We start from the raw sequence: 21536 nt of genomic DNA on the forward strand, positions 1-21536 counted from the left end.
TCAATCGTAGGCGGGCAGCCGTACGGTCACGACGATACCGCGATTGCCGGCCCCCGGCGCGAGCGACGCGCTGCCGCCGTGCGCCTGCGCGATTTCACGGACGATCGCGAGCCCGAGGCCCGAGCCTTCGGTGTCGGCCGACACGCGGTAGAACCGCTTGAACACGTGCGGGCGCGCTTCGGCCGGGATGCCGGGGCCGTTGTCGATCACATCGAGCACGATCGCGTCGCCGTCGCGGCGTGCGGCCACCGTCACGCAGCCGCCGGGCTGCGTGTAGCGCACCGCGTTGTCGACGAGGTTCATCACCAGCGCGGTCAGCAGGCTGTCGCTGCCCGCGACGTCGAGCCGCTCGCCGAGATCGGCGCCGAGATCGATATCGCGCCGCTGCGCGAGCACGATCGTTTCCTCGAGCACGCTCGATACCACGGCCGCGAGATCGACGCGCTGGGTCAGCAGCGTCGACGGCGTGGCCTCCGCGTGCGCGAGCAGCAGCAGCTTGTCGGTCACGTCGGCCATCTTGCGGCTGCTGCGCTGCATGCTGTCGAGCACCGCCGCGAGCTCCGGATCGTCGTGTCCGCGCCGCTGCGCGTACTGGATCTGCGTGTCGAGCACCGCGATCGGCGTGCGCAACTGGTGCGCGGCATCCGCGATGAAGCGGCGCTGCGTGGCCGTGTGCATGTTCAGCCGCGCGATGCACTGGTTGATCGCATCGACGATCGGCCGCAGCTCGTTCTGCAGCCGCTCGGGGCGGATCGGCTCCAGCTCCATCGGCCCGCGGTCGGCCACGTCGTCCTTCAGCTTCATCAGCGGGCGCATCTCGAAGGTGAGGCCGAGGTACACGAGCCCCATCGCGAGCATCAGCATCAGCGACAGGCGCACGAGCTGCGGCCGCCAGATCGTGGCGACCATCGCGCGATGCGAGCGCGTCGTCTTCGCGACGACCACCGTGACCGTCTCGACCTGCCCTTCGTCGTACAGCTGGCGATCGTAGGCCACCGCGCGCAGCGGCACGCCGTCGAGCGACGTGTCGTACAGCGTCGGCTCGACGCCGTGCCGCGCGGGCACGTCGAGCGCCGGCGTGCCGGCGAGCAGGCGGTCGTGCCCGTCGATCACCTTGTAGAACACCGAATCGCCCGACGGCGACTCGAAGATCTCCAGCGCGGCCGGCGGCACGTCGGCGACCGGCAGGCCGTTGCGCCATTCGACGTCCTCGCCGATCGTGCGTGCGGACGCGACGAGCGCGCTGTCCTGCACGAGCGCGGCCGTGGTCCGCGCGGTGTCGTACGACATCGCGCCCGCGATCAGCACGAACACCGCGAGCGGCAGCAGCAGCCACCACAGCAATCGCCCGCGCAGGCTGTGCGCCATCCTGTTGCGCTCCTTCTCCGGAATGCCGAACCGCGCCGGGAGCGCCGGCGCGGTCGGAAGTGTCATGTCAGGCGTGCGCCGGCGGCGTTCAGAACGCCGCGGGCCGCCACTTCAGCAGCCGCTTCTCGAGCCAGGTCAGCAGGTAGTCGGCGGCCAGCGCGACCACGGCCAGCACGATCATCGCCGCGAACACGCCGCTCGCGTTGAACGCGCCCTGGGCGGTGGAGATTAGCAAACCGATGCCCTGCTTGGAACCCAGGAATTCGCCGACGACCGCGCCGACCAGCGCGAAACCGAAGCTCACGTGCAGGCTCGCGAGAATCCACGAGAGCGCGGACGGGATCACGACCGACGTGGTGATCTGCCGGCGCGACGCGCCGAGGATCTGCGCGTTCGCGATCAGGTAGCGGTCGGCTTCGCGCACGCCCTGGAACGCGTTGCCGAACACGACGAAGAACACCATCACGACGGCCAGCGCGATCTTCGACGCCATCCCGAGGCCGAGCGCGATCACGAAGATCGAGCCGAGCACGACGCGCGGGATCGAGTTCGCGATCTGGATGTACAGGCCGAACACGTCGGCCATCAGCTTGTTGCGGCCGAGCACGATCCCGCAGATCACGCCGGCCACCGAGCCGATCAGGAAGCCGATCGTGGTTTCCTCGAGCGTCACCCACACCTGCGTGAGCAGCGGGCCTTGCGACGTGCCGTTCACGAACCAGTCCTGGATCTGCGCGAAGATCAGCGTCGGCTGCGAGAAGAAGAACGGATCGATCCACTTGAGCCGCGCGGCGAGTTCCCAGCCGCCCAGCACGATGACGAGCACGGCGATCCGCAGGCCGATGATCAGTTGCCGGCGGCGGCGCAGCCGGGTTTGCGCGGCGCGCGACTCGTCGTCGAGCGACTTCGCCGGAATGGCGGTGGGGGGAAGCGTCATGTCGGTCATGCTCCTGTCCTTGCTGTCCTTGCCGTGCGGCGTATGCGTCAGCCGATCTGCACTTCTTCGCGCAGGTCGTGCCAGATGTCCTTGGAAATTTCGATGAAGCGCGTGTCGTAGCGGATCTCCGACGTGACGCGCGGGCGCGGCAGGTCGATCTCGTACACGCGCTTGAGCGTCGCGGGGCGCGCGGTCAGCACGAACACGCGGTCGGCGAGCGCGATCGCCTCCTCGAGATCGTGCGTGACGAACACGACCGAGCCCTTGTTCGCGGACCAGAGCTGCAGCAGCTCGTCCTGCATCAGCGTACGCGTCTGCATGTCGAGCGCGGAGAACGGCTCGTCCATCAGCAGGATTTCCGGCTGGTTGATGAAGGTCTGCGCGAGCGCGACGCGCTTCCTCATCCCGCCGGAGAGCTGGTGCGGGTAGTGTTTCGTGAACTTGTCGAGGCCGACCTTGCGGATCCATTCCTCGGCCTGCGCATACGCGACGTCCTTCGAACGGCCGCGAAACAGCGGGCCCGCCGCGACGTTGTCGATCACGTTGCGCCACGGGAACACCGCGTCGGCCTGGAACACGAAGCCGATGCGCGGATCGATCCCGTCGACCGGGCGGCCCATCACGCGCACTTCGCCCGACGCGGGCTTGAGCAGCCCGGTGATCAGGTTCAGCGTCGTCGACTTGCCGCAGCCGGTCGGCCCGACGATCGCGATGAACTCGCCGCGCGCGACGCTCATGCTGAAGTCGCGCAACGCGACGGTGGCCTTGCCTTCCGGCGAAATGAAGCGGCACGACACGTTGCGAAACTCGATCGCCGGTGTGCTCGGGGAGACTGCCTGGTTCATCGCATTCGTCCTGCGGGTGAGGAGGGCGTCGCATCGTGACGCAACGCCGGGCCGGTCAAACGGGCCGGAACGGGGAACGCACGGCGGCGGGATCGCCGCCGCCGGCGCCGCTGCTTATTTCGCGTTCACGAAATCGTTCGTGTAGGTACGCGCCAGGTCGATGTGCTTGCCCTTCACCGACGGGTTGAACGCCGACAGCACCTTCAGCACGGTCGCCGGGCCGTCGGCCGGCATCTTCGCGTCGGCGGTGAACATCGGCAGCGACGCCTTCAGCGCGCTCACGTACAGCGCCTTGTCCTTCTGGTAGTCGGCCGGCATCTTCGCGGCGATTTCGTCGGCGCTGTGCGTGTGGATGAACTGCATCGTCTTCGCGAACGCGTGCGCGAGCTTGGTCGCTTCAGCCTTGTGCGAATCGGCCCACGCCGACTGCACGTACAGGCTCGCGGCCGGGTAGGTGCCGCCGAGCGCCGCGCGCGTGCCTTCCAGCGTGCGCAGGTCGACCAGCACCTTCGCGTCGCCCATCTTCTCGAGCGCGGACACCGTCGGTTCGGTCGTCATCCCGGCGTCGATGCGGCCCTGCTTGATCGCGGCGATGAAGCTCGCGTCGGCGCCGACCGGCAGCATCGTGTACTGCGTCGACGGCACGCCGTGCGCGAGCGCGAGGTATTGGGTGAGGAAGCTGGTCGACGAGCCGAGGCCCGTCACGCCGAGCGTCTTGCCCTTCGCGTCGGCCATCGACTTGAACGTCGGCGCGGCCTTGGTCGACACCATCTCGACTTCGCCCGGCACCTGGCCGAACACGGCGATCGCCTTCACGTCCTTGCCCTTGCTCTGCAGGTCGATCGTGTGGTCGTAGAAGCCGACGACGCCCTGCACGGCGCCCGCGAGCAGCTCGTTCTCGGCATCGACGCCGGCCGGCTGCGACAGCAGCTCGACATCGAGGCCTTCGGCCTTGAAGTAGCCGAGCTCCTGCGTGAGCCGCGCGGGCAGGTAGATCAGCTTCGCGATCCCGCCGACCATGATCGTGATCTTGCCGCCGTCGTCGGCGAAGGCGGGGTGAGCGGCGAGCGCGCAGCTCAGGCTGGCTGCCACGGCGAGGGTGCGCAGGATGGGTCGCATCGGGTCGTCTCCGTTCGTTGTATTCGTCTGGCGCGATGCTTGCTGCATCGTCACGACGAGTATAGGGAGGCGAAACCTTCCGCTACCTTTCGCGGGCCGGCGATTCCTTTAGGGGTTTTCCAGCAACGGGGGGCCGGAACGGGGGGCGCGGCACGCGACCGGCTCGCGTCTCGCGCGGCCGTGTGCGCTCCACGGCGAACCCGTGCAGTTGCGGACCGGCAATCGATTTATCCAATTTGAATTAGGACGAGTTCGATAAACGCGATAAACATGAGTGGACAGGATCGTTATCGGCTTGTTCAGGTGGTATTCCGTTGCGATATGCGCATAAGATCCTTAATTTCGGAATAATCAATCAATAATAAATGCCCTTTCATTAAATAATCACGAGCATTAAAGTCTGGCGTGGCGCACGCGTGGGTTCCGTGAGCGCCTTCCGTGAGTGCCGTTTGATGCAGTCAGGCCGTATCGACAGACGTCGTCATGTTTTTTGAAAAACGCAATGCGAGATATGAAAACAATAACCGTCGCCGTGGCCGACGACCATCCGGTAGTCCTGGAGTCGCTTGATCGACTGTTGCAACGGCATCCGCCTTTTCGCGTCGTGCATACCTGCCGCAGCGGCACGGAACTGATTGCCGCGCTGACGCAGTCTCCTGTCGATATTGCCGTCGTCGACTATTCGATGAGTCGCGGCGAGCGGCCGCTCGACGGCCTCCCGCTGCTGCGCAAGCTGCGCGATATCGCGCCCCGCACGCGCTGCGTGATGTTCACCGCGCATTCGAATCCGAGCGTGCTTGCGGCCGCGCTGAAGCTCGGGGTCGCCGCGATCGTCAGCAAGGACGACCCGCTCGCCGAGATCGTCGGCGCGTGCCGGCGGGTCGGTACGGCCCGCGCGTGTTACCTGTCGCCGACGGCGCGGGCGGCCGTCGAGCGCGGCGAGGCGGGCACGCTCGGCGGGCACCCGGCGCTCACGGCGCGGGAGCTCGAAGTCGTACGGTTATTCGCATCCGGGCATACGCTGCAGGACATCGCGAAGCAGCTCGGCCGCTCGGTCAGCACCGTGTCGACGCAGAAATACACGGCGATGCGCAAGCTGCAGGCCGATTCGAACACCCACCTGATTCGTTACGCGTACGAAAACGGGCTGATCTGACGGCGCGGTCATTTGTACGTGACCGTGAAGGTAGCCGAGCTGTTCGCGATGCCCGGCTTCGCCGTTGCACCGGTCTGGTAGTAGCGGGCCGACAGCGGCACCGAGAAGGTCGCGGACGCCGACGGCGAGTCGCTGACCTTCCACGGCGTGCCGAGCTCGACGGGCGTGTCGTCGCCCTTGAGCAACTGGATGCCGACACCGGAGGCGTCGCTCGACGACGACAGCGCCAGCACGCCTTTCGATGCATCGACTGCCTTGCCGTCCAGCGTCAGGTTGACTTCGAACGCGCCCGCCACGCCGGTATCGCAGCGCAGGCCGATCGCGAAGCCCTTCGATTTCGACGTCGAGCCGGCGCCCGAGCCGATGCCGGACGACGCGTTCAACGCATGGGCCCCGAGGTCGACCGACACCGACGGGGTGGTCGTCGTGCAGGTCGTCGGCTGGAACGAGATGTTGTCGAAGCCGTACATCAGGTAGCGGGTTGCGTCGGCGGTCGAATTGTCCGGACCGCCGATCAGCGCCGTCAGGACCGACAGCACCGGAAACGGCTTCGCGACCGACGGTGTCGCGCCGCTCTTGACCAGCTCGACGTCCACTTTCGCGGTAACGGCAGTCTTCCCGATCGACTTGATCGTCGTGCCCATCGGCAGCGACGACGTGCCGTGCCCGCGGTTGCCGTCATAGGTCACGTAAAGCGTGAGCCCGTTGGCCGTCAGGTCCGGGTCGTCCGCCCATCGATACAGCGTGGCCTCGACGGCCCTGCTTCCGGGTACCTTCATCCAGCAACTCGCGGCGATCTCGATGCCTTCCTTGCTCCACAGCACGGTGCCGATCGGGGCGTCCGCCGCGATCTTGAAGCCGGACGGCAGCTCGCCGAGCTTCGACGACGACGTGTTGATGCAGGTGGCCGTGGACGCGTGCGCATGGCCGACGCCGGCCGCGCCCAGCACCAGCGCGGTCAGCGCCATTCGAAGGCCGGCGCCGCGATTCCCGTCGCGAGCGCACGGTCGCGGGTGCAGGCTTCGATTCATTCTGCGGTGTTCCATCACGATTCTCCTGCCGGGGCGCGCCGGACCTCGGGCGCGTCAGCGGATGGGTTGTCGAGTTTGCAGGGCGCCTCGATGCGCTCGATGCCGATCGGCGCCGCGCGTTGCTCCAGCGGCGGCAGCGCGACCCGGATCGTGCACCGCCACGCGTCGGCGTGCCCCCATTTCACGGTCAGCGTGTCGTTCGGTTCGGATAGCCGGGCGTAGACCTGGCCGCCCTGCGACACGATTCCGACGTTGTTGCCGCGTCCGTCGAACACCGGCGCGCCGAACGGCAGTTCCGTGCCCGCCGGCGCCGCCGCATGGATCAGAAGCGGGCGGCCCGTCACCGTCGGATAACGCAGCATCACGATCGCCCCCTGGCGCGGCGCGACCTGCTGGCTCGTCGTCTGCAGCTCGACGTCGGCCGGCAGGCCGCGCGGATCGATCTCGACCTGATTCACGCGATACGGGCTCAGGTACGGGACGACCGCGTAGCCGCGCCGGTCGAGACGGATGCCGCTGTAGCCGGCCACGGTTGCGCCGCCGGCGGCCGGCGCCGCGACGACGGCCATTGTGTCGGCGGTATACGGGACCGCCGTCACGCCGCCCGGATGGGCGACGACCGTGCCGCTGACGCCCAGCGACGCCGAGCCGTAGTCGTTGCCCTTGCCGAGCATCCCCTGCAGTGCGGCGACCGGCGTCCGGTACTGACCCGAGACCGTGCCCGCGTAGGTCGCGTCGGCGTTGCGTGCCGCGGAAACCGAGTAATTGCCCTCGTACGCCGCGCCGACGGAACCGGTTGCGGTGGCCGTCGACGTGAAGCCGTTCAGGCTGTCGCGCGTGGCATAGACGCTCAGTCGCGGCGATCGCGCGCTCGCGCCGAGCGGGACCGACACGCTCAGCATCGCCTGCGTATCGGCGTTGCCGCCGGACGCGAGCGAGCGGTTCACGGATATCGTGTAGTCGAACTGGCGGTAGCGGTTGCTGTAGCTGATCTGGAATTGCGTGTCGGTGCCGCTGCGTGTCCAGTAGTTCTGCGTGTAGCCGCTCACATACAGCTGGCCCCAGCGCTCGCCGAACGGCTGCGCGGCGGTGACCGACACGCGGTTGCGCGCGCGCCACGCGGGTCGCGCGGCCGCGCCGGTCAGGTTGCGTTTCGCGTTGTCGACGAACGCGAGCGCATTGCCGAAGTCGAGATACCCCGACGACGAGAAGCGATAGGCGGCCACCGACAGGTTGCTGTTCGTCGCGTCGATCGTCTTGCTGTACGTGACGCGCACGCTCGAGCCGCGCGTCCGCTGCCCGTATGCCGACGTGAACGCGCCGGACACGTCGAGCGCCAACGCGCCCAGCGGCGTGTTGAACGCACCTCCGGCGAGCACGTTCCGGTAGTGCTCGTTCGCGAGCACGCCGCCGTACAGCGTCAGCAGGTTGTTCACGCCGCGGCTGTAGGTCGCCTGCACCACGCGCGGCGTGTACGACAGGTCGACGTTGCGCACGGTGCCCGCGACGAAGCCGAACCGGCTGCGCCCCGGCCGCAGCGACTGCGCGACCGCCGCGTACGGCACGCTGAAGGTGCGCTCGCTGCCATCCGCCTCGGTGACGGTGACGACGAGGTTGCCGCCATAACCGGTCGGGAACAGGTCGTCGATCACGAACGGGCCCGGTGGCACCGCCGTGTCGTAGATCACCGCGCCGTTCTGGCGGATCTTCACGCGCGCGCTGGTGTTGGCGATCCCGCGCACGACCGGTGCGTAGCCGCGCTGCGAATCGGGCCACATCCGGTCGTCGGTCGCGAGCTGCACGCCGCGGAACGCGAACGTATCGAACAGCTCCCCGGACGTGTTCGCGTCGCCGATCCGCACGCGCGCCGTCAGTGCCGACAGGTCGCGCTGTACGTAGGTATTCGCCACGCTGTAGTGGCGGCCGCCGTGCTGCTGCCAGTTCAACGCGCCGTCGTGGCGAAAATACCAGCCACCGATGTTGATGCCCGCATTCAGGCCGACGTACGCGGTGGTCGCGCCCTGGCCGTGCGTGACGTTGCGGTACAGGTTCGTGTTGTAGCCGACCCAGCCGGCCGTCACGCCGTCGTCCCACCGTGACGGATCGACGTAGCCGCGCGCCGAGCGCCGCAGCAGCGCCTGCGGGATCTGCACGTCGAGGCGCGCCGCGCCTGCATCGAACGACGCGGTTGCGCCGGGCAGCAGCGCTTCGAGCGGCTGGCACGCGTCGGCCGCATCGAGCAGCACGAGCGCGTCGGGTGCGAACCGTCCCGGGTCCGCATTGAACTTGTCCAGCAGCGGGCGGCCGATGCATACCTGCGCGACGTCCGGGCGCACCTCGCGCACCGTCACGTCGTCGCGGCCGAGCATGACGCCGTTCAGGTAGATATCCGAACGATACTGGCCGGGCCAGACCGGATTGCCCCGTTCGTAGCGCGACAGGTCGAGCCCGCCGGGCGGCGATGCGACGAGATCGGGGTTGAAGCGCACGGCGCCGGCACCCGTCCCGGCCTCGCCGATCCTCGGCGGCCGGTCGTCGGCGGGTTCGGGTTCGTGCTCGCTTGCGGCGGCGCCGAGCGGCAGCGCCGAACACGCGAGCAACGCCATGGCGTACGATCGGCGCGGGACGGGCACGGCCAGGCGGGCGCACCACCTCGTTGCACGGTCAGCGCGTTCCATGAAATTCGCTCCAGATACTCGAATTGAACGTGTCGCGCACGGGGCGGCGCCCCGGCGCTGAAGGTGTCGGCTTCGCGGTGCGGACGGCGCAGCTAGCGGGTGTCGTCGAGCACCGCCCGCCACTCGACGCCGGTGCCGAAGTCGTTGATGGTTGCGTAGTCGAACGTCGCGCCGGGCGGCAACGCCGGCAGTGCCGCATCGAGCGGAAAAACATGCGATGCCTGCGGCGCGATCATTGCCCCGTCGCTGAGCGAGAAGGTGCGGCCGCCATGCACGACGCGCGCCGACAGCACGACGACGTTATAAGGCGTCGGATTCGTCGCGCGCAGTGCGTGGCCTTTGCCGTCCGGCGCGGGCGCGAGCGACCACTTCAGTTGCCTCGCGGCGGCAATGGCGCCGTTCGCATTCAGTCCGACCGGCCGGAAGAACAGCTTGATCCGCGAACGGAACGCGAGTTGCAGAACGGTGGTCGACTGCGTTTCGTCGACGCCGGGCGGCACGTCCAGTACGTTCAGCCAGAACACCGATTCGCGGTCCTGCGGCAGCGCGTCGCCGGTGTAGACGATCCGCACGGTCTGCCCTCGGCCGGGGTCGATCCGGAACACGGGCGGCATCAGCACGAACGGCACCTTCGTGGTGCCGGGGCGTGCGCGTGGGTCGCCGTCGTCGAGCCACGTCTGCACGAGCGCGGGTTGCGCGCCGTTGTTGTCGAGCTTGACGGTCACTTCACGGTCGCCTCCCGGGTAGATCACGCGGGTGCCGGACACGATGACGCTCGCCGCGGCCTGCTGCGCGAAGCACACGAGCGCGGCGCAGATGCACAGCGAGAACGGGCGCAAAAGGGACGGGAGAATCGGAATCATCATATGTAGCGCTATGGGCAGGGAACGCCGGCGGCCGGCGCACCCGTGCGGCACGGTCATGCCGGCGACACCCGCGGTGCCGCCGGCCGATATCGCCGCGACGGGCGCGCACGCCACGCGTGCTGCCCGTCGCGGCAGCCTGGGGATCAGAGGTAGTCGATCGAGTAGGTGACCGACGTGTTCACGTCACCGGCAGTCGCCGCGCCCTGCGCGTAGTACTGCGCGCCGTAGACCATCGTGGCGCTGTTGTTGACGATCGGCACCGAGGTCTTGCTCGGGTTGCGCTGGCTGGCGTCACCCGCCTTCAGCGCATTGCCATCGATGTCGAGCAACTGCACGGAAACGTTGGTGGCCGCGTTGCTGACCGCCCGGTTGGTCAACGTGCCGTCCGCAGTGTTCACGTTCGGGCCGGCTTCGAAGAAGGTGCGCACCGACTTGCCGGTCGCGTTCGTGCAATTGCTGAGCGCGATCGTGAAATTGGTCGCGCCGGTGGTTGCGCCCTTCGACGACAGCGTGCTCGCGCTCACGCCCGGCAGCCCGACCGTGCCGTTGTTGCTGCCGTTGTTGATCTTGACGTCGCAGGTCGCGCCGCTCAGCGTGCCCGTGATGGTCACGGTGCCGTCGTACGCATGCGCGGTGAGCGGCGCGAGCGCCATCGCGGCAGTGATCGCCGACGCCAGGGTAAGTTGCTTGATCATGTTCTGCTTCCTCTGTGATTTGCTCGAAAAAACTCCGCCGGCCGTTCCACGATCCGGGCGGATAAATTTAGCTTTCCAGTAAAGGGCGCCACAATCGCAAACGATCCAGAAATGCCGCGTTTTCCATTGAATCAGCATTCCTGAATATTGAGACAACGTGGCGCCCGTTCGGGCAGCGCGCTGGCTATCGCGCTGCGCGCCCCAGTACCGCCAGCGAGACGGCGATCGCCGTCACGCCCACCGCGACGGCAATCTTGCCGAGCGTCCCGACTGCCTCCGTCCCGCTGTTGTCCGACGGGAACGGATTGACCCACGGCTCGCGCGGCTCGCGTGGCGCGAACAGGTTGTTGAGCCAGCCGACAAGATCGCTGGACGACAGACCGCCGGATACGGCCGCACATTCCGCATGGTGCATTTCACGCATGATGTTTGCCCTCTGGAAAAAACTGGAATGGATAAACGGGCCCGCCGCGCCTCACTTCTGTGCCGGCAGGTTCGGGTCGAACAGGCCTTCCATCACGCGATTGAAGATCCTGAGCGTCTGCGCCACGCCATTGACGAGGCCGTATGCGTTGCCGCCGATCACGCCGAGCGCCGCGCCCGCGATCAGGCCGACACCCGCGCTGAGGATGCCGAAGCCCAGGATCCCGCCCTGGCTGCCGCCCGTCGCCGCACCCTTGAAGCCGCCGGCGACCAGGCCGGCCGTGGCGCCGAGCAGCGCTGCACCGACGGTGCCGAAAAAGCCGCCGCCGCTCACTTCATGGCATTCCATCGTGGTCAACTCACGCATTTGCGTTTCTCCTTGTTACTGCAGGGTGCCGATCGCGCAAGGCCGGATCGGCATCGGCCGTTTCGCCGCCCGTCGGGCGGCCGAATGCTTCGCGACGCCGCGGCGCTACGCCGGCTCGGGCGCGGCGCGCGCGCCGACGGGTAGCTCATGGGCTGCGCCGCCCGCGATCTCGATCACGCGATCCGCGCTGCGGATCGTTTCCGGACGGTGCGCAATGATGATCCGCGTGACGTTCATCGCCCGCACCGCATCGTTGATCAGGCGTTCGCGCGCGAGATCGAGATGGCTCGTCGCTTCGTCGAGCACCAGGATCGCCGGCTGGCGGTAGAACGCGCGGGCGAGCAGCACGCGCTGGCATTGCCCGCCCGACAGCGACGACCCCATGTCGCCGACGAGGCTCCGATAGCCCATCGGCATCGCGACGATGTCGTCGTGGATCTGAGCGAGTCGCGCGGCATGCTCGACGCGCGCGTCGTCGGGCTGCGGGTCGAAGAAGCCGATGTTGTCGGCGATCGAGCCCGCGAACAGGATGTCGTCCTGCATCACGCAGCCGATCCGGTCGCGATACGGATGCAGGCCGAGCTTGCGGATGTCGATGCCGTCGACCTGCACGCTGCCGTGCTCCGGCGCGAGCAGGCCGAGCAGCAGCTTCGCCATCGTCGTCTTGCCCTGGCCCGACGGGCCAACCAGCGCGACCGATTCACCGGGCGCGATCGAGAACGAGCAGCCGTCGAGCACCCACGGCTCGGTTTCCGCGTAGCGGAAGCGCACGTCGCGCACGTCGATCGCGGGTGGCGTTGCATGGCCCGCCCGCGGCGGCCGCACGACCTTCGCCTCCATGTCGGCTTCGACGTCGGTCAGCACGATGTCGGCGAGACGCTCGCCATGCAGGCGCAGCATCCGGAAATCGATCAGCGTGCCGATCAGCCCGGCGCCGCGCGCCATGAACTGGTCGGCAAAGCTGACGAACGCGACCAGCATCCCGGCCGAGAACTGCCCGTCGAGAACCTGCTTCGCCGCCAGCCACACGAGCACCACGCGGCCCGCACCCGAAATCACGCCCTGCAGCGTCGAGAAGCCGATCGACAGCCGCTCGATCGCGACGTGCTTGTTGGTGGTTTCGACGACTGCGTTCGCGTAGGTGGCGACACGCGCTTCCTGCTTGTTCGCGAGCTTGATCGCCTGCACGCCGCGGATCGATTCGAGCAGGTTCGACTGCGCGCGCGCCGCGTAGACGATCTGTTCCTCGTTCGCCTGCCGGAACGGCCGGTACGCGATCCAGCGGATCGCGCCGTACGCGGCGAACAGGCCGAGTACGAGCCACGTGAGCGAAGGGCTGTAGACGAACAGCATCGCGAGCGTCGCGACCGCCATCACGCCGTCGAGCAGCGCGCCGATGAACTGCGTGGTCAGCGTGGCCTGGATCGTATTGATCGCGCCGAATCGCGACACCACGTCGCCGATGTGGCGCTGTTCGAAATACGCCATCGGCAGCCTGAGCAGGTGCGCGCAGACGTTGGCGGTCCACTGCACGCCGAGCAGGCTCGAGAACCACGTCACCACCCACGAGCGCAGGGCCGACACCGCGTTCTGGAACAGCACGACGAGCAGGAAGCCGATGCCGAGCAGCGTCAGCAGGTCTGCATCGGCCGATACCAGCACCTGGTCCATCACCCACTGCATGTAGAACGGCGTGACGATGCCGAACACTTCCAGCGCCGCCGACAGCAGCAGCACCTGCGCGAACGTCGTTCGGAGGCCCGTGACGCCGCCGACGAGCTTCGTCATCGAGATCGCCTCGCGTGCCTGCGTGCGCTCGAACGACGGCGACGGCATCAGCTCCAGCGCGACGCCGGTGAAGTGCTCGGACACTTCGGCGAGCGGCACGTCGCGACGCCCGCGCGCCGGATCGTGGATCGTGATCCGGCCGCGCGACACCGACTTCAGTACGACGAAGTGGTTCATGTCCCAGTGCAGGATGCACGGGCGGCGCAGCTTGCCCAGTTCGTCGAGTTCGAGCCGCAGCGCACGCGACGCGAGGCCGAGCCGGTACGCGATCAGCATCACGTCGTTGAGGGTGGCCCCCTTCAGCGACGGGCTGAAGCGCCGGCGCAGGCTGACGAGGTCGAGGTCGTGGCCATAGTGGCTCGCGACCATCCCGACGCACGCGAGCCCGCATTCGGCCGCCTGCGTCTGCAGGATCACCGGCAGGCGGCGGCGCCAGCCGAATTGCAGCGCATCGATCCATTTCATGGTTGAACGGGCTCCGTGACGAATGCGTTGGGGGTGCGCATCAGGCCGACACGCGGCGGCCGAGTGCATACAGCGGCTCGAGCACCCACTCGACCAGCCGGCGCCGGTCGATCAGCACGTCGGCCTCGAGCGCCATCCCGGGCCGCAGCGCCTCGTGCTTGCCGTACGCGACGATGTCCTGGCGATCGAGCGCGACGACGACGCGGTAGAGCTGCTCCGGCACGTTGGCGCGCCCGGTCAGGTTCGCGACTTCCTGCGGCGACAGCGCGGTACGCGACACCTCGGTCACGTGCCCGAACTGCTGGCCGAATTTCTGGAACGGGTACGCCTCGTAGCGCAGCACGACGCGCGCGCCGGTGCGCACGAAGCCGATCGCGCGGCTCGGCACCATCAGTTGCGCTTCGAGCGGCGCGCCTTGCGGCAACAGCGACACGGCCGACTGGCCCGCGTTGACGATCTGCCCGGGCTTCGCGAGCAGCGCGGCCACGACGCTCGCCTGCGGTGCGCGCAGGATGACCGTGCGACGCGCTTCGTTCTCGGCGATCGACTGCTCGACGTCCGCGAGCTTGCGCTCGATGTCGTTCTGCTGGTTGCGGGTGGTGAGCGGCAGCTCGCGGAGCTGCTGGCGGGTCTGGTCGAGTTGCTGGCCGACTTCGAGCCGCTGGCGGGCGAGTTCCTGCAGCCGCGCCTGCGCGTCGAGCAGCACGCCTTCCTGCTGCTCGACCTGGCTGTTCGACGCATAACCCTGCGCGCGCATCGACTGCAGCTTGTCGAGCTGGCGTTGCGCGAGCTCGGCCTGGCGCAGCCGCTGCGCGTGCTGCCGCGCGATCTGCGTGAGCTGGTCGTCCAGCGCCGCCTCGCGCGTGCGCAGGCCGCGCTGCGCTTCTCTGCTCAGTTGCGATTGGCTGGTCAGATCGGTCTCCAGGCGCGAACGCTGGAACTTCAGTTGCCGCGCCACCGTCTCGCGCGTGCCGCCGAGCTCGGTCGCCACTTCGGCCGAGATCGCCAGCAATTCCGCCCCGGCCGCGACCGTCTGGCCTTCGCGCACGCGCAGGCCGGTCACCGTGCCGGTCAGCGGCGGCGCCACCGACAGCAGCCCTTGCGCCGGTAACAGCTGGCCAGCCACGCGCTCACGCTTCGTGTAGCTGCCGAACACGAAGAACGCAACGACCACCAGCGTCAGCGCGGTCGCGACGCCGATCGTCAGCCAGCGCCAGGGCGGCGAATACAGGCTGACGGTGCCCATCAGCTTGTGCCGGGTCGCGTCGAGCGCTTCCTGGCGGAACAGGGAATCGGTCATGAGCGGACTCCCGCGGCCGGCGCCGGGCCGTCAGCGCGGCAGCCGATTGCGGCCACGTCGTCGTCGCCGAGCGTGCCGAGCGCGGCGGACAGCTGCAGCCGCGCACGCAGGTAGCGATAGCGGGCGTCGGCGAGATCGCGGATCGCTTCGAAATAGCGCTGCTGCGCATTCAGTTCGTCGATCTGCGTGCGCAGCCCGACTTCGCGCCCGAGGCGGGTCGACTTCACCTTGCTGTCGGCCGACGCGAGCGCGCGCTCCTGCGCGCGGATCAACGCGATGCCGTTGGTGATGCCGAGATACGCGGCACGGGCGTGTTCGCGGGCCTTGCGGCGCGCATCCTCGAGCGCGTCGCGCGCCTGGTCGCGCCGGCGGTACGCTTCGCGGCTCGCCGACAGCGGGCCGCCGCCGGCGAACAGCGGGATCGTGACCGTCACGCCGATCATCGACGAGCGGGTTTTCGACGTCGTGCCAAACACGGTGTCGAGCCCGTTCTCGTTGGCGCCGCGGCTCCAGTTCGTGCCGTAGCTCGCCTGCAGGTTCACGACCGGCAGGTGCGCGCCCGTCGCGGCGACGATGTCGGCCTGCGACTGGTCGAGCAGCTTGCCGGCGATCCGCACGTCGACGTTGTCGCGGGCCGCGTCGTCCATCGCGGTCCCGAGATCGACCGGCGCGGCCTGCGGCGCGCATTGCCACGAGATCGGCGCCAGCTCGGTCGCCGTCAGCCCGGTGATTCTCTGCAGCGTGCCGTTCGCGATCGCCAGATCCGTTTGCGCGCTCACCGTACGCGCCAGCGCTTCGTCGAGATTCGCGCGCGCCTCGTCGACGTCGGTCCGCGTGCCGTCGCCGATCCGCAGCGCGGCCTGCGCCTGATCGAGTTGCTTGTGGAATGCCTGCTGCGCGGCTTCGGCGGCCTGCAGCACTTCGCGTCCGAACAGGACGTCGAAATAGGCGCCGGCGACATCGGTGATCAGGGTTTGCGACGCTTTCTCGTACTCGATGTCGGCTTGGTCGGCGAGCGTGCCGCCGCGCTTGAAATCGGCGACGCGGGACACGTCGAACAGCGGCTGCGTGACGGTTGCGGACACGCTATGACGGCGGACCGCCGCTGCGTACGCGGCGGTGGGCTGGTCCTGCTTCGTGTAGCTGCCGTTGAGCTCCGCACGCGGCAGCAGCCCCGCAAGACCTTGCCAGCGTTTCTCGCGGCCGGCGAGCTGCGCGTTGCGTGCCGCGCCGATGCCCGCATCGAACCGCCGCGCCGCGTTCACCGCGTCGAGCAGGTCGGCCGCGGGCGCCGGCCATGCGGCGCCGAGCCAGCCGAGAACGGCCACCAGCCGGAAGGATCGTGTCGAAATCATCTGCCTGTACGCGCCGCTGCCTGACGGTCGCGAGAACCGCGGCGATGTCGCGCCGCAAAGCGGAGATTATTCAGTGGCGGGGAGCGGCACGATATCGTCGTTCGTCCAATTTCGGACAGGTGCAGGCAGGCTTGCGGACAGTGCGACGCGGCGGAGCGCCGAGCGGAAATAGCGGCAGGCCGTGCAAGGCACCGGCGTGCGCGTTGCTGCACAGGAGCGCACCGAGGACGTCCGGCCGGCACGAAACACAACCACCAGCAAACACATCGACAGTCTGACAAGGCCGCACAGTTGCAACCGCGGCACGAGCGCTCCGCCGTTGGCGGCGGTCAACGCTTGGCCATGCTGCTCGCAACACGCTGGCGAGTATCGTCATCCGACGATCGAATCCTTTCCGGATCGATCGGCAGAATCGCCGCCATTTAGCCGGGCGAATGCGCGCTGAATCGATACGAGATCGCGATGAATTGGCCGAGGCGGCACCCCGATCTCGTGACGAATCACCGACGCATCACCGCCAGCCGATCAGCACCCGCCCCATCGTGTCGACCCCCATGTCGAACAGGTGCGACACGAACGGCACGAGGTTCGGCACCATCAGCTGCACGAGCAACAGCCCGACGAGCATCGTGACGGGAAAGCCGATCTGGAACACGCCGATCTGCGGCGCCGCGCGGTTCAGGATGCCGAGCGCGAGGTTCGTGATCAGGAGCGCCGCGACCACCGGCAGCGAGAGCAGCAGCCCCATCCCGAACACCGTCGTGCCGAACGCGGCGAGCGTGCGCCAGCCGGGCGCGTGCAGCAGGTCGGCCGACACCGGCAGCGACTGGAACGACGCGGTGAGCGCGGCGAACACCTGCAGGTGGCCGTCCACCGCGAGGAACGCGAGCATCGCGACCGCGTTCAGGAAGCGGCCCATCACGGGCGTCGCGCCGCTCGTGTGCGGATCGAAGAAGGTGGCGAAGCCGAGCCCCATCGACAACCCGATGAAGTCGCCGGCCGCCTCGACGGCCGCGAACACGATCTGCATCGTGAAGCCCATCGCGGCGCCGATCAGGAACTGCGTGACGACGATCCAGATGCCCTGCGCGGAAAACACGGTGACGTCCGGCATCGCGCCGAGCGTCGGCGCGACGACCAGCGCCATGAACGCGGCCAGGCCGATCTTCACGCGCGCGGGCACCGATGCGTGGCCCACGACGGGCGCCGTCGCGACGAGCGCGAGCATCCGCACGAACGGCCACAGGAACGCCGTGAGCCAGCCGTTGAGCTGCGCGTAGGTAACCGAGAACATCGCCGCCGGATCGTGCGCGCGCGGCTCAGCCGACGCCGAGCGTCGCGACGTGCAGCAGCGTCTGCCGCAGGTAGTCGAGCATCGTCGTCATCATCCACGGGCCGGCGATCACGAGCGTCGCGGCGACCGCGAGCAGCTTCGGGATGAACGACAGCGTCGCTTCGTTGATCTGCGTCGCGGCCTGGAACAGGCTCACGACAAGGCCGACCGCGAGCGCGACCAGCAGCAGCGGGGCGGAGAGCAGCAGGCCGACCATCATGGCCTGGTGCGCGAGGGTCATCACCTGTTCGGGCGTCATCGTGCGTTTCCTCCGCGGCTTACGTGAAGCTCTGCGCGAGCGAGCCGATCAGCAGCTGCCAGCCGTCGACCAGCACGAACAGCATCAGCTTGAACGGCAGCGACACGGTGGACGGCGACACCATCATCATCCCCATCGACATCAGCACGCTCGCGACGACCATGTCGATGATCAGGAACGGGATGAAGACCGTGAAGCCGATCTGGAAGCCGGTCTTCAGCTCGCTCGTGACGAACGCCGGCACCAGCAGCGACAGCGGCACGTCTTCCGGGCCCTGCATCGGCGCGGCCTTCGAGATCTTCGCGAACAGCGCGAGATCGGTCTCGCGGGTCTGCTTCAGCATGAAGGTCTTGAACGGCGCGACGCCGCGCTGCACGGCCTGCTCCATCGGCATCGAGCCGTCGGAAAACGGCTTGTAGCCGTCGTTGTAGGCCCGGTCGAGCACCGGCGACATCACGAAGAAGGTGAGGAACATCGCGAGGCCGACGAGCACCTGATTCGGCGGCGTCGTCGCGGTGCCGAGCGCCTGGCGCAGCAGCGACAGCACGATGATGATGCGCGTGAAGCTCGTCATCATCAGCAGCATCGCCGGCAGGAACGACAGCATCGTGAGCAGCAGCATCGTCTGCACGCTCAGCGAATAGGTGGTGCCGCCGTGCGGGCCCGGGCTCGCGTTGAACGCGGGCAGGCCGTTCGCCTGCGCGCAGGCGAGCGCGGGGGCGAGGCAGAGGATCAGCACGGGCGCGAAGCGCGCCGCGCGATGCAGGAATGCGTGTTTCATCGAAATGCGGAGTCGGAAAGAGGGCGCGGCGCCATGTCAGCGGTCCTTGCCGCGACCGAAGCGCTTCGCGGCTTCGCCCGCGAGCGCGTCGCGAAACCGCGAGCCGAACGTGCCGGGCAGGCCGCCTTCGGACGGTGCGGCGCCGGAAGGTGCGCCGGTCGAGGCGGTCGTCGCACCGGCCGCCGCCGAACCGGCCGGCAGCGCATGCAGCAGCCGCACGTTGCCCGGCGCGACGCCGAGCACGAGCCAGGTGTCGCCGATCTCGACGATCGTCGCGCTTTCCTTGGCGCCCACCGCGACGCTCGACACGACCTTCAGCGGGCCGCCGCGGCGCACGTGCTGGAAGCCGAAGCGGCGCGCGAGCCACGCGCACGCGAACACGAGACCGATCACGACCGCGAGCCCGACGAGGGTCTGCAGCACCGCGCCGATGCCCAGCGACGGCGCGGCCGAACCGACGGTCACGCTCGACGCGATCGCCCCGGCGTGGTTCACCGCGTTCATGTCGGCGGCACCGGCCGGTGCGCACGCGAGCGACGCCGCGATGGCCGCGACAGCCGCCACCGCGCTCGCGACGCGCGCACGGCGGCCGGGCTTCGCCACGTTCATCGATTCAGCTTCCGGATGCGTTCGGCCGGCGTGATGATGTCGGTCAGGCGGATGCCGAACTTGTCGTTGACGACCACCACCTCGCCCTGCGCGATCAGGCAGCCGTTCACGAGCACGTCCATCGGCTCGCCGGCCATGCCGTCCAGCTCGACGACCGAACCCTGCGCGAGCTGCAGCAGGTTGCGGATCGCGATCTTCGTGCGGCCGAGCTCCACGGTCATCTTGACCGGGATGTCGAGGATCATCTCGATGTCGTTGTGCGTCGAGCTGGCCGCGGCCTTCGACAGCGGCTGGAACACGCCGGCGCCCGTCGCGCCCGGCTGCACCGGCTGCTGGTTCTGCTCGGCGAGCGCGGCGGCCCAGTCGTCCATGCCCGGATCTTCCTCCGCTGCGGCCGGTGCCGCCTGCGCGGCGGCGGCCGAGGCCGCGAGGGCCGCGTCGGCCATCGCTTGCGCGTCGTCCTCGGGCGTCTGGTTCAGCTCACTCATATCCACCTTCCTTCATCGCGTCGCCCGCGCTGATCATCTTCTGCACGCGCAACGCATATTGACCATTGAAAATTCCGTAGCCGCATTCCATCACCGGCACGCCGTCGACCTTCGCGGTGATCGTGTCCTCGATCTCCAGCGGCAGCACGTCGCCCGCGCGCAGGTTCAGGATCTTCTCGAAGGTCGACGAGATCTCGGCGAGATTCGCCGTCAGCTCGACCTCGGCGGCCTGCACCTGCTGCGACAGCACGCGCACCCAGCGGCGGTCGACTTCGAGCGCCTCGCCCTGGATCGGCGACGCGAGCACGTCGCGGATCGGCTCGACCATCGAGTACGGCATGCAGATGTGCAGCGTCCCGCCCGTCGGCCCGAACTCGATCGAGAACTGCGTGACGATCACGATCTCGTTCGGCGTCGCGACGTTCGCGAACTGCGTGTGCATCTCCGAGCGCACGAATTCGAACTGCAGCGGCCGCACGCTCTTCCACGCGGTCGTGTAGTGCTCGAACACGAGGTTCAGCAGCTTGCCGATGATCCGCTGCTCGGTGGCCGTGAAATCGCGGCCCTCGACGCGCGTGTGGAAGCGCCCGTCGCCGCCGAACAGGTTGTCGACGACGAAGAACACGAGGTTCGGGTCGAACACGAACAGCGACGTGCCGCGCAGCGGCTTCACGTGCACGAGGTTCAGGTTCGTCGGGATCGGCAGGTTGCGGGTGAACTCGCTGTACTTCTGCACCTTCACCTGGCTGACGGAGATTTCCGCCGTGCGCCGCATGAAGTTGAAGATGCCGATCCGCAACAGGCGCGCGAAGCGGTCGTTGATGATCTCGAGGCCGGGCATCCGGCCGCGGACGATCCGCTCCTGCGTCGCGATGTTGTAGGGGCGGACGCCCGACGTGTCGCGCTGCTCGTCGACCGAATCGGTTTCGCCCGTGACGCCCTTGAGGAGGGCATCGACCTCCTCCTGGGACATGAACTCCTGGTGGCCCATACGCGCTCCTTTCGCGGCCGCGTTACTGGACGACGAATTCGGTGAACAGCACGTCGTCGACCTTCGCGCGCTGGTTGCCCGGCTGCGTCGGCTGTTCGATCAGTTCCCGCAGTTCCTTCGCGAGCGAACGTTTGCCGTCCGGCGTCGCCAGATCCTCGGGATGCTTGTTCGACAGCGCGAGCAGGATCCGGCTGCGGATCTCCGGCATCCGCGCGGTCAGCTGCTCCTGCGCCTTCGGGTCGGTGAGCTTCAGCGACAGGCCGACCCGCAGGTAGTGCTGCGCGCCGTCGTCGGACTGCAGGTTCACGGTCAGCGGGTCGAGCGGGAAGAACACCGGCGCGGCCAGCGGCGCCGGCTCGGCGGGCGCGCTCGCATGGCCGACGCCTGCCTTGCTCAGGAACACGTACATGCCGCCGGCTGCGGCGGCCGCCGCGCCCAGCGCGATGACGGCGATGAGCGCGATGCGCTTGAACTTGCCGGACGAAGCCGGCTTGTCGGCGGTCGGGTTTGCGGTCGTGGAGGCCATGTGGATGCGTGCGTGATGTCTCGTAGCATGCATTGTTCGGCATCCGGGCCGAGCCTGATGGGCGGAAAAGAGGGGGGATTTGCGGCTATCTCAGCCGATTGTCGGCCGGCGCGGCTCGATGCAGGGCAGGAACGGCGGGGGAAACCGGCCGGGGGC

Annotated in this window: 21 protein-coding genes; 1 reads left to right on the forward strand and 20 read right to left on the reverse strand. The window is 68.2% G+C overall.

Annotated features, from left to right (window positions below; all coding sequences use genetic code 11):
* The 4 genes from DPV79_RS37780 to DPV79_RS37795 all read right to left on the reverse strand — a co-directional run bounded on the left by DPV79_RS37780 (nucleotide 1) and on the right by DPV79_RS37795 (nucleotide 4269).
* A complete protein-coding gene (locus DPV79_RS37780; RefSeq protein ID WP_021162255.1) occupies nucleotides 1–1368 on the reverse strand; it encodes a sensor histidine kinase in 1368 nt (455 codons plus the stop codon).
* Nucleotides 1369–1456: 88 nt separating this feature from the next.
* The gene (locus DPV79_RS37785; RefSeq protein ID WP_104767571.1) at nucleotides 1457–2314 is read right to left on the reverse strand and encodes an ABC transporter permease; all 858 of its coding nucleotides are present in this window, start codon (nucleotides 2312–2314) and stop codon (nucleotides 1457–1459) included.
* A gap of 38 nt (nucleotides 2315–2352) precedes the next feature.
* Complete coding sequence (locus tag DPV79_RS37790) at nucleotides 2353–3150, reverse strand: ABC transporter ATP-binding protein (RefSeq protein ID WP_027788757.1); 798 nt, start codon at nucleotides 3148–3150, stop codon at nucleotides 2353–2355.
* A gap of 114 nt (nucleotides 3151–3264) precedes the next feature.
* Complete coding sequence (locus DPV79_RS37795) at nucleotides 3265–4269, reverse strand: ABC transporter substrate-binding protein (protein ID WP_021162252.1); 1005 nt, start codon at nucleotides 4267–4269, stop codon at nucleotides 3265–3267.
* Nucleotides 4270–4780: 511 nt separating this feature from the next.
* Here DPV79_RS37795 and DPV79_RS37800 point away from each other — a divergent pair.
* Nucleotides 4781–5425 carry a response regulator gene (locus tag DPV79_RS37800; RefSeq protein WP_051392351.1) on the forward strand — a complete coding sequence of 215 codons (645 nt, stop codon included), beginning with the start codon at nucleotides 4781–4783 and terminating at the stop codon, nucleotides 5423–5425.
* 8 nt (nucleotides 5426–5433) lie between these two features.
* On the opposite strand, the gene DPV79_RS37805 is transcribed toward DPV79_RS37800, so the two are convergent.
* From DPV79_RS37805 to fliL, 16 genes are all read right to left on the reverse strand, one after another.
* Complete coding sequence (locus DPV79_RS37805) at nucleotides 5434–6393, reverse strand: fimbrial protein (RefSeq protein ID WP_059493833.1); 960 nt, start codon at nucleotides 6391–6393, stop codon at nucleotides 5434–5436.
* 77 nt (nucleotides 6394–6470) lie between these two features.
* Nucleotides 6471–9062, reverse strand: coding sequence for a fimbria/pilus outer membrane usher protein (locus DPV79_RS37810; RefSeq protein WP_244321873.1), 2592 nt, complete (start codon nucleotides 9060–9062; stop codon nucleotides 6471–6473).
* Between the two features lie 164 nt (nucleotides 9063–9226).
* Complete coding sequence (locus DPV79_RS37815; protein WP_165843616.1) at nucleotides 9227–9997, reverse strand: fimbria/pilus periplasmic chaperone; 771 nt, start codon at nucleotides 9995–9997, stop codon at nucleotides 9227–9229.
* 146 nt (nucleotides 9998–10143) lie between these two features.
* Nucleotides 10144–10695: a fimbrial protein gene (locus DPV79_RS37820; protein WP_060048910.1), complete on the reverse strand. Its 552-nt coding sequence runs from the start codon at nucleotides 10693–10695 to the stop codon at nucleotides 10144–10146.
* Nucleotides 10696–10879: 184 nt separating this feature from the next.
* On the reverse strand, nucleotides 10880–11119 hold the full coding sequence (locus tag DPV79_RS37825; protein WP_059568812.1) for a hypothetical protein: 240 nt from the start codon (nucleotides 11117–11119) through the stop codon (nucleotides 10880–10882).
* Between the two features lie 51 nt (nucleotides 11120–11170).
* Nucleotides 11171–11485, reverse strand: coding sequence for a colicin V precursor (locus tag DPV79_RS37830; RefSeq protein ID WP_021162245.1), 315 nt, complete (start codon nucleotides 11483–11485; stop codon nucleotides 11171–11173).
* Nucleotides 11486–11590: 105 nt separating this feature from the next.
* A complete protein-coding gene (locus tag DPV79_RS37835; RefSeq protein WP_113047806.1) occupies nucleotides 11591–13738 on the reverse strand; it encodes a peptidase domain-containing ABC transporter in 2148 nt (715 codons plus the stop codon).
* Nucleotides 13739–13778: 40 nt separating this feature from the next.
* On the reverse strand, nucleotides 13779–15038 hold the full coding sequence (locus DPV79_RS37840) for an HlyD family secretion protein (RefSeq protein WP_021162243.1): 1260 nt from the start codon (nucleotides 15036–15038) through the stop codon (nucleotides 13779–13781).
* Entirely contained in the window at nucleotides 15035–16393 is a 1359-nt protein-coding gene (locus DPV79_RS37845; RefSeq protein ID WP_244321874.1) for a TolC family outer membrane protein, read from the reverse strand. The genes DPV79_RS37840 and DPV79_RS37845 overlap by 4 nt, the downstream gene beginning before the upstream one ends.
* Before the next feature lie 511 nt (nucleotides 16394–16904).
* Nucleotides 16905–17687, reverse strand: a complete 783-nt coding sequence (gene fliR, locus DPV79_RS37850; protein ID WP_113047808.1) for a flagellar biosynthetic protein FliR — start codon at nucleotides 17685–17687, stop codon at nucleotides 16905–16907.
* Nucleotides 17688–17712: 25 nt separating this feature from the next.
* Nucleotides 17713–17985, reverse strand: a complete 273-nt coding sequence (gene fliQ / locus DPV79_RS37855) for a flagellar biosynthesis protein FliQ (RefSeq protein WP_021162238.1) — start codon at nucleotides 17983–17985, stop codon at nucleotides 17713–17715.
* A 19-nt stretch (nucleotides 17986–18004) separates the two neighbouring features.
* On the reverse strand, nucleotides 18005–18766 hold the full coding sequence (fliP, locus tag DPV79_RS37860) for a flagellar type III secretion system pore protein FliP (protein ID WP_027788754.1): 762 nt from the start codon (nucleotides 18764–18766) through the stop codon (nucleotides 18005–18007).
* Between the two features lie 36 nt (nucleotides 18767–18802).
* The gene (gene fliO / locus DPV79_RS37865) at nucleotides 18803–19375 is read right to left on the reverse strand and encodes a flagellar biosynthetic protein FliO (protein WP_113047809.1); all 573 of its coding nucleotides are present in this window, start codon (nucleotides 19373–19375) and stop codon (nucleotides 18803–18805) included.
* Nucleotides 19372–19863 (reverse strand): flagellar motor switch protein FliN, encoded by a 492-nt coding sequence (gene fliN / locus DPV79_RS37870; RefSeq protein WP_021162235.1) that lies wholly within the window; start codon nucleotides 19861–19863, stop codon nucleotides 19372–19374. The genes fliO and fliN overlap by 4 nt, the downstream gene beginning before the upstream one ends.
* Nucleotides 19856–20854, reverse strand: a complete 999-nt coding sequence (fliM, locus tag DPV79_RS37875) for a flagellar motor switch protein FliM (protein WP_021162234.1) — start codon at nucleotides 20852–20854, stop codon at nucleotides 19856–19858. Before fliM ends, fliN begins: the two co-directional genes overlap by 8 nt.
* Before the next feature lie 22 nt (nucleotides 20855–20876).
* Nucleotides 20877–21413, reverse strand: a complete 537-nt coding sequence (fliL, locus tag DPV79_RS37880) for a flagellar basal body-associated protein FliL (protein ID WP_048024006.1) — start codon at nucleotides 21411–21413, stop codon at nucleotides 20877–20879.
* Nucleotides 21414–21536 lie beyond the last annotated feature (123 nt).

It is taken from the genome of Burkholderia reimsis, assembly GCF_003294055.1.
GTDB classification, from domain to species: Bacteria; Pseudomonadota; Gammaproteobacteria; order Burkholderiales; family Burkholderiaceae; genus Burkholderia; species Burkholderia cepacia.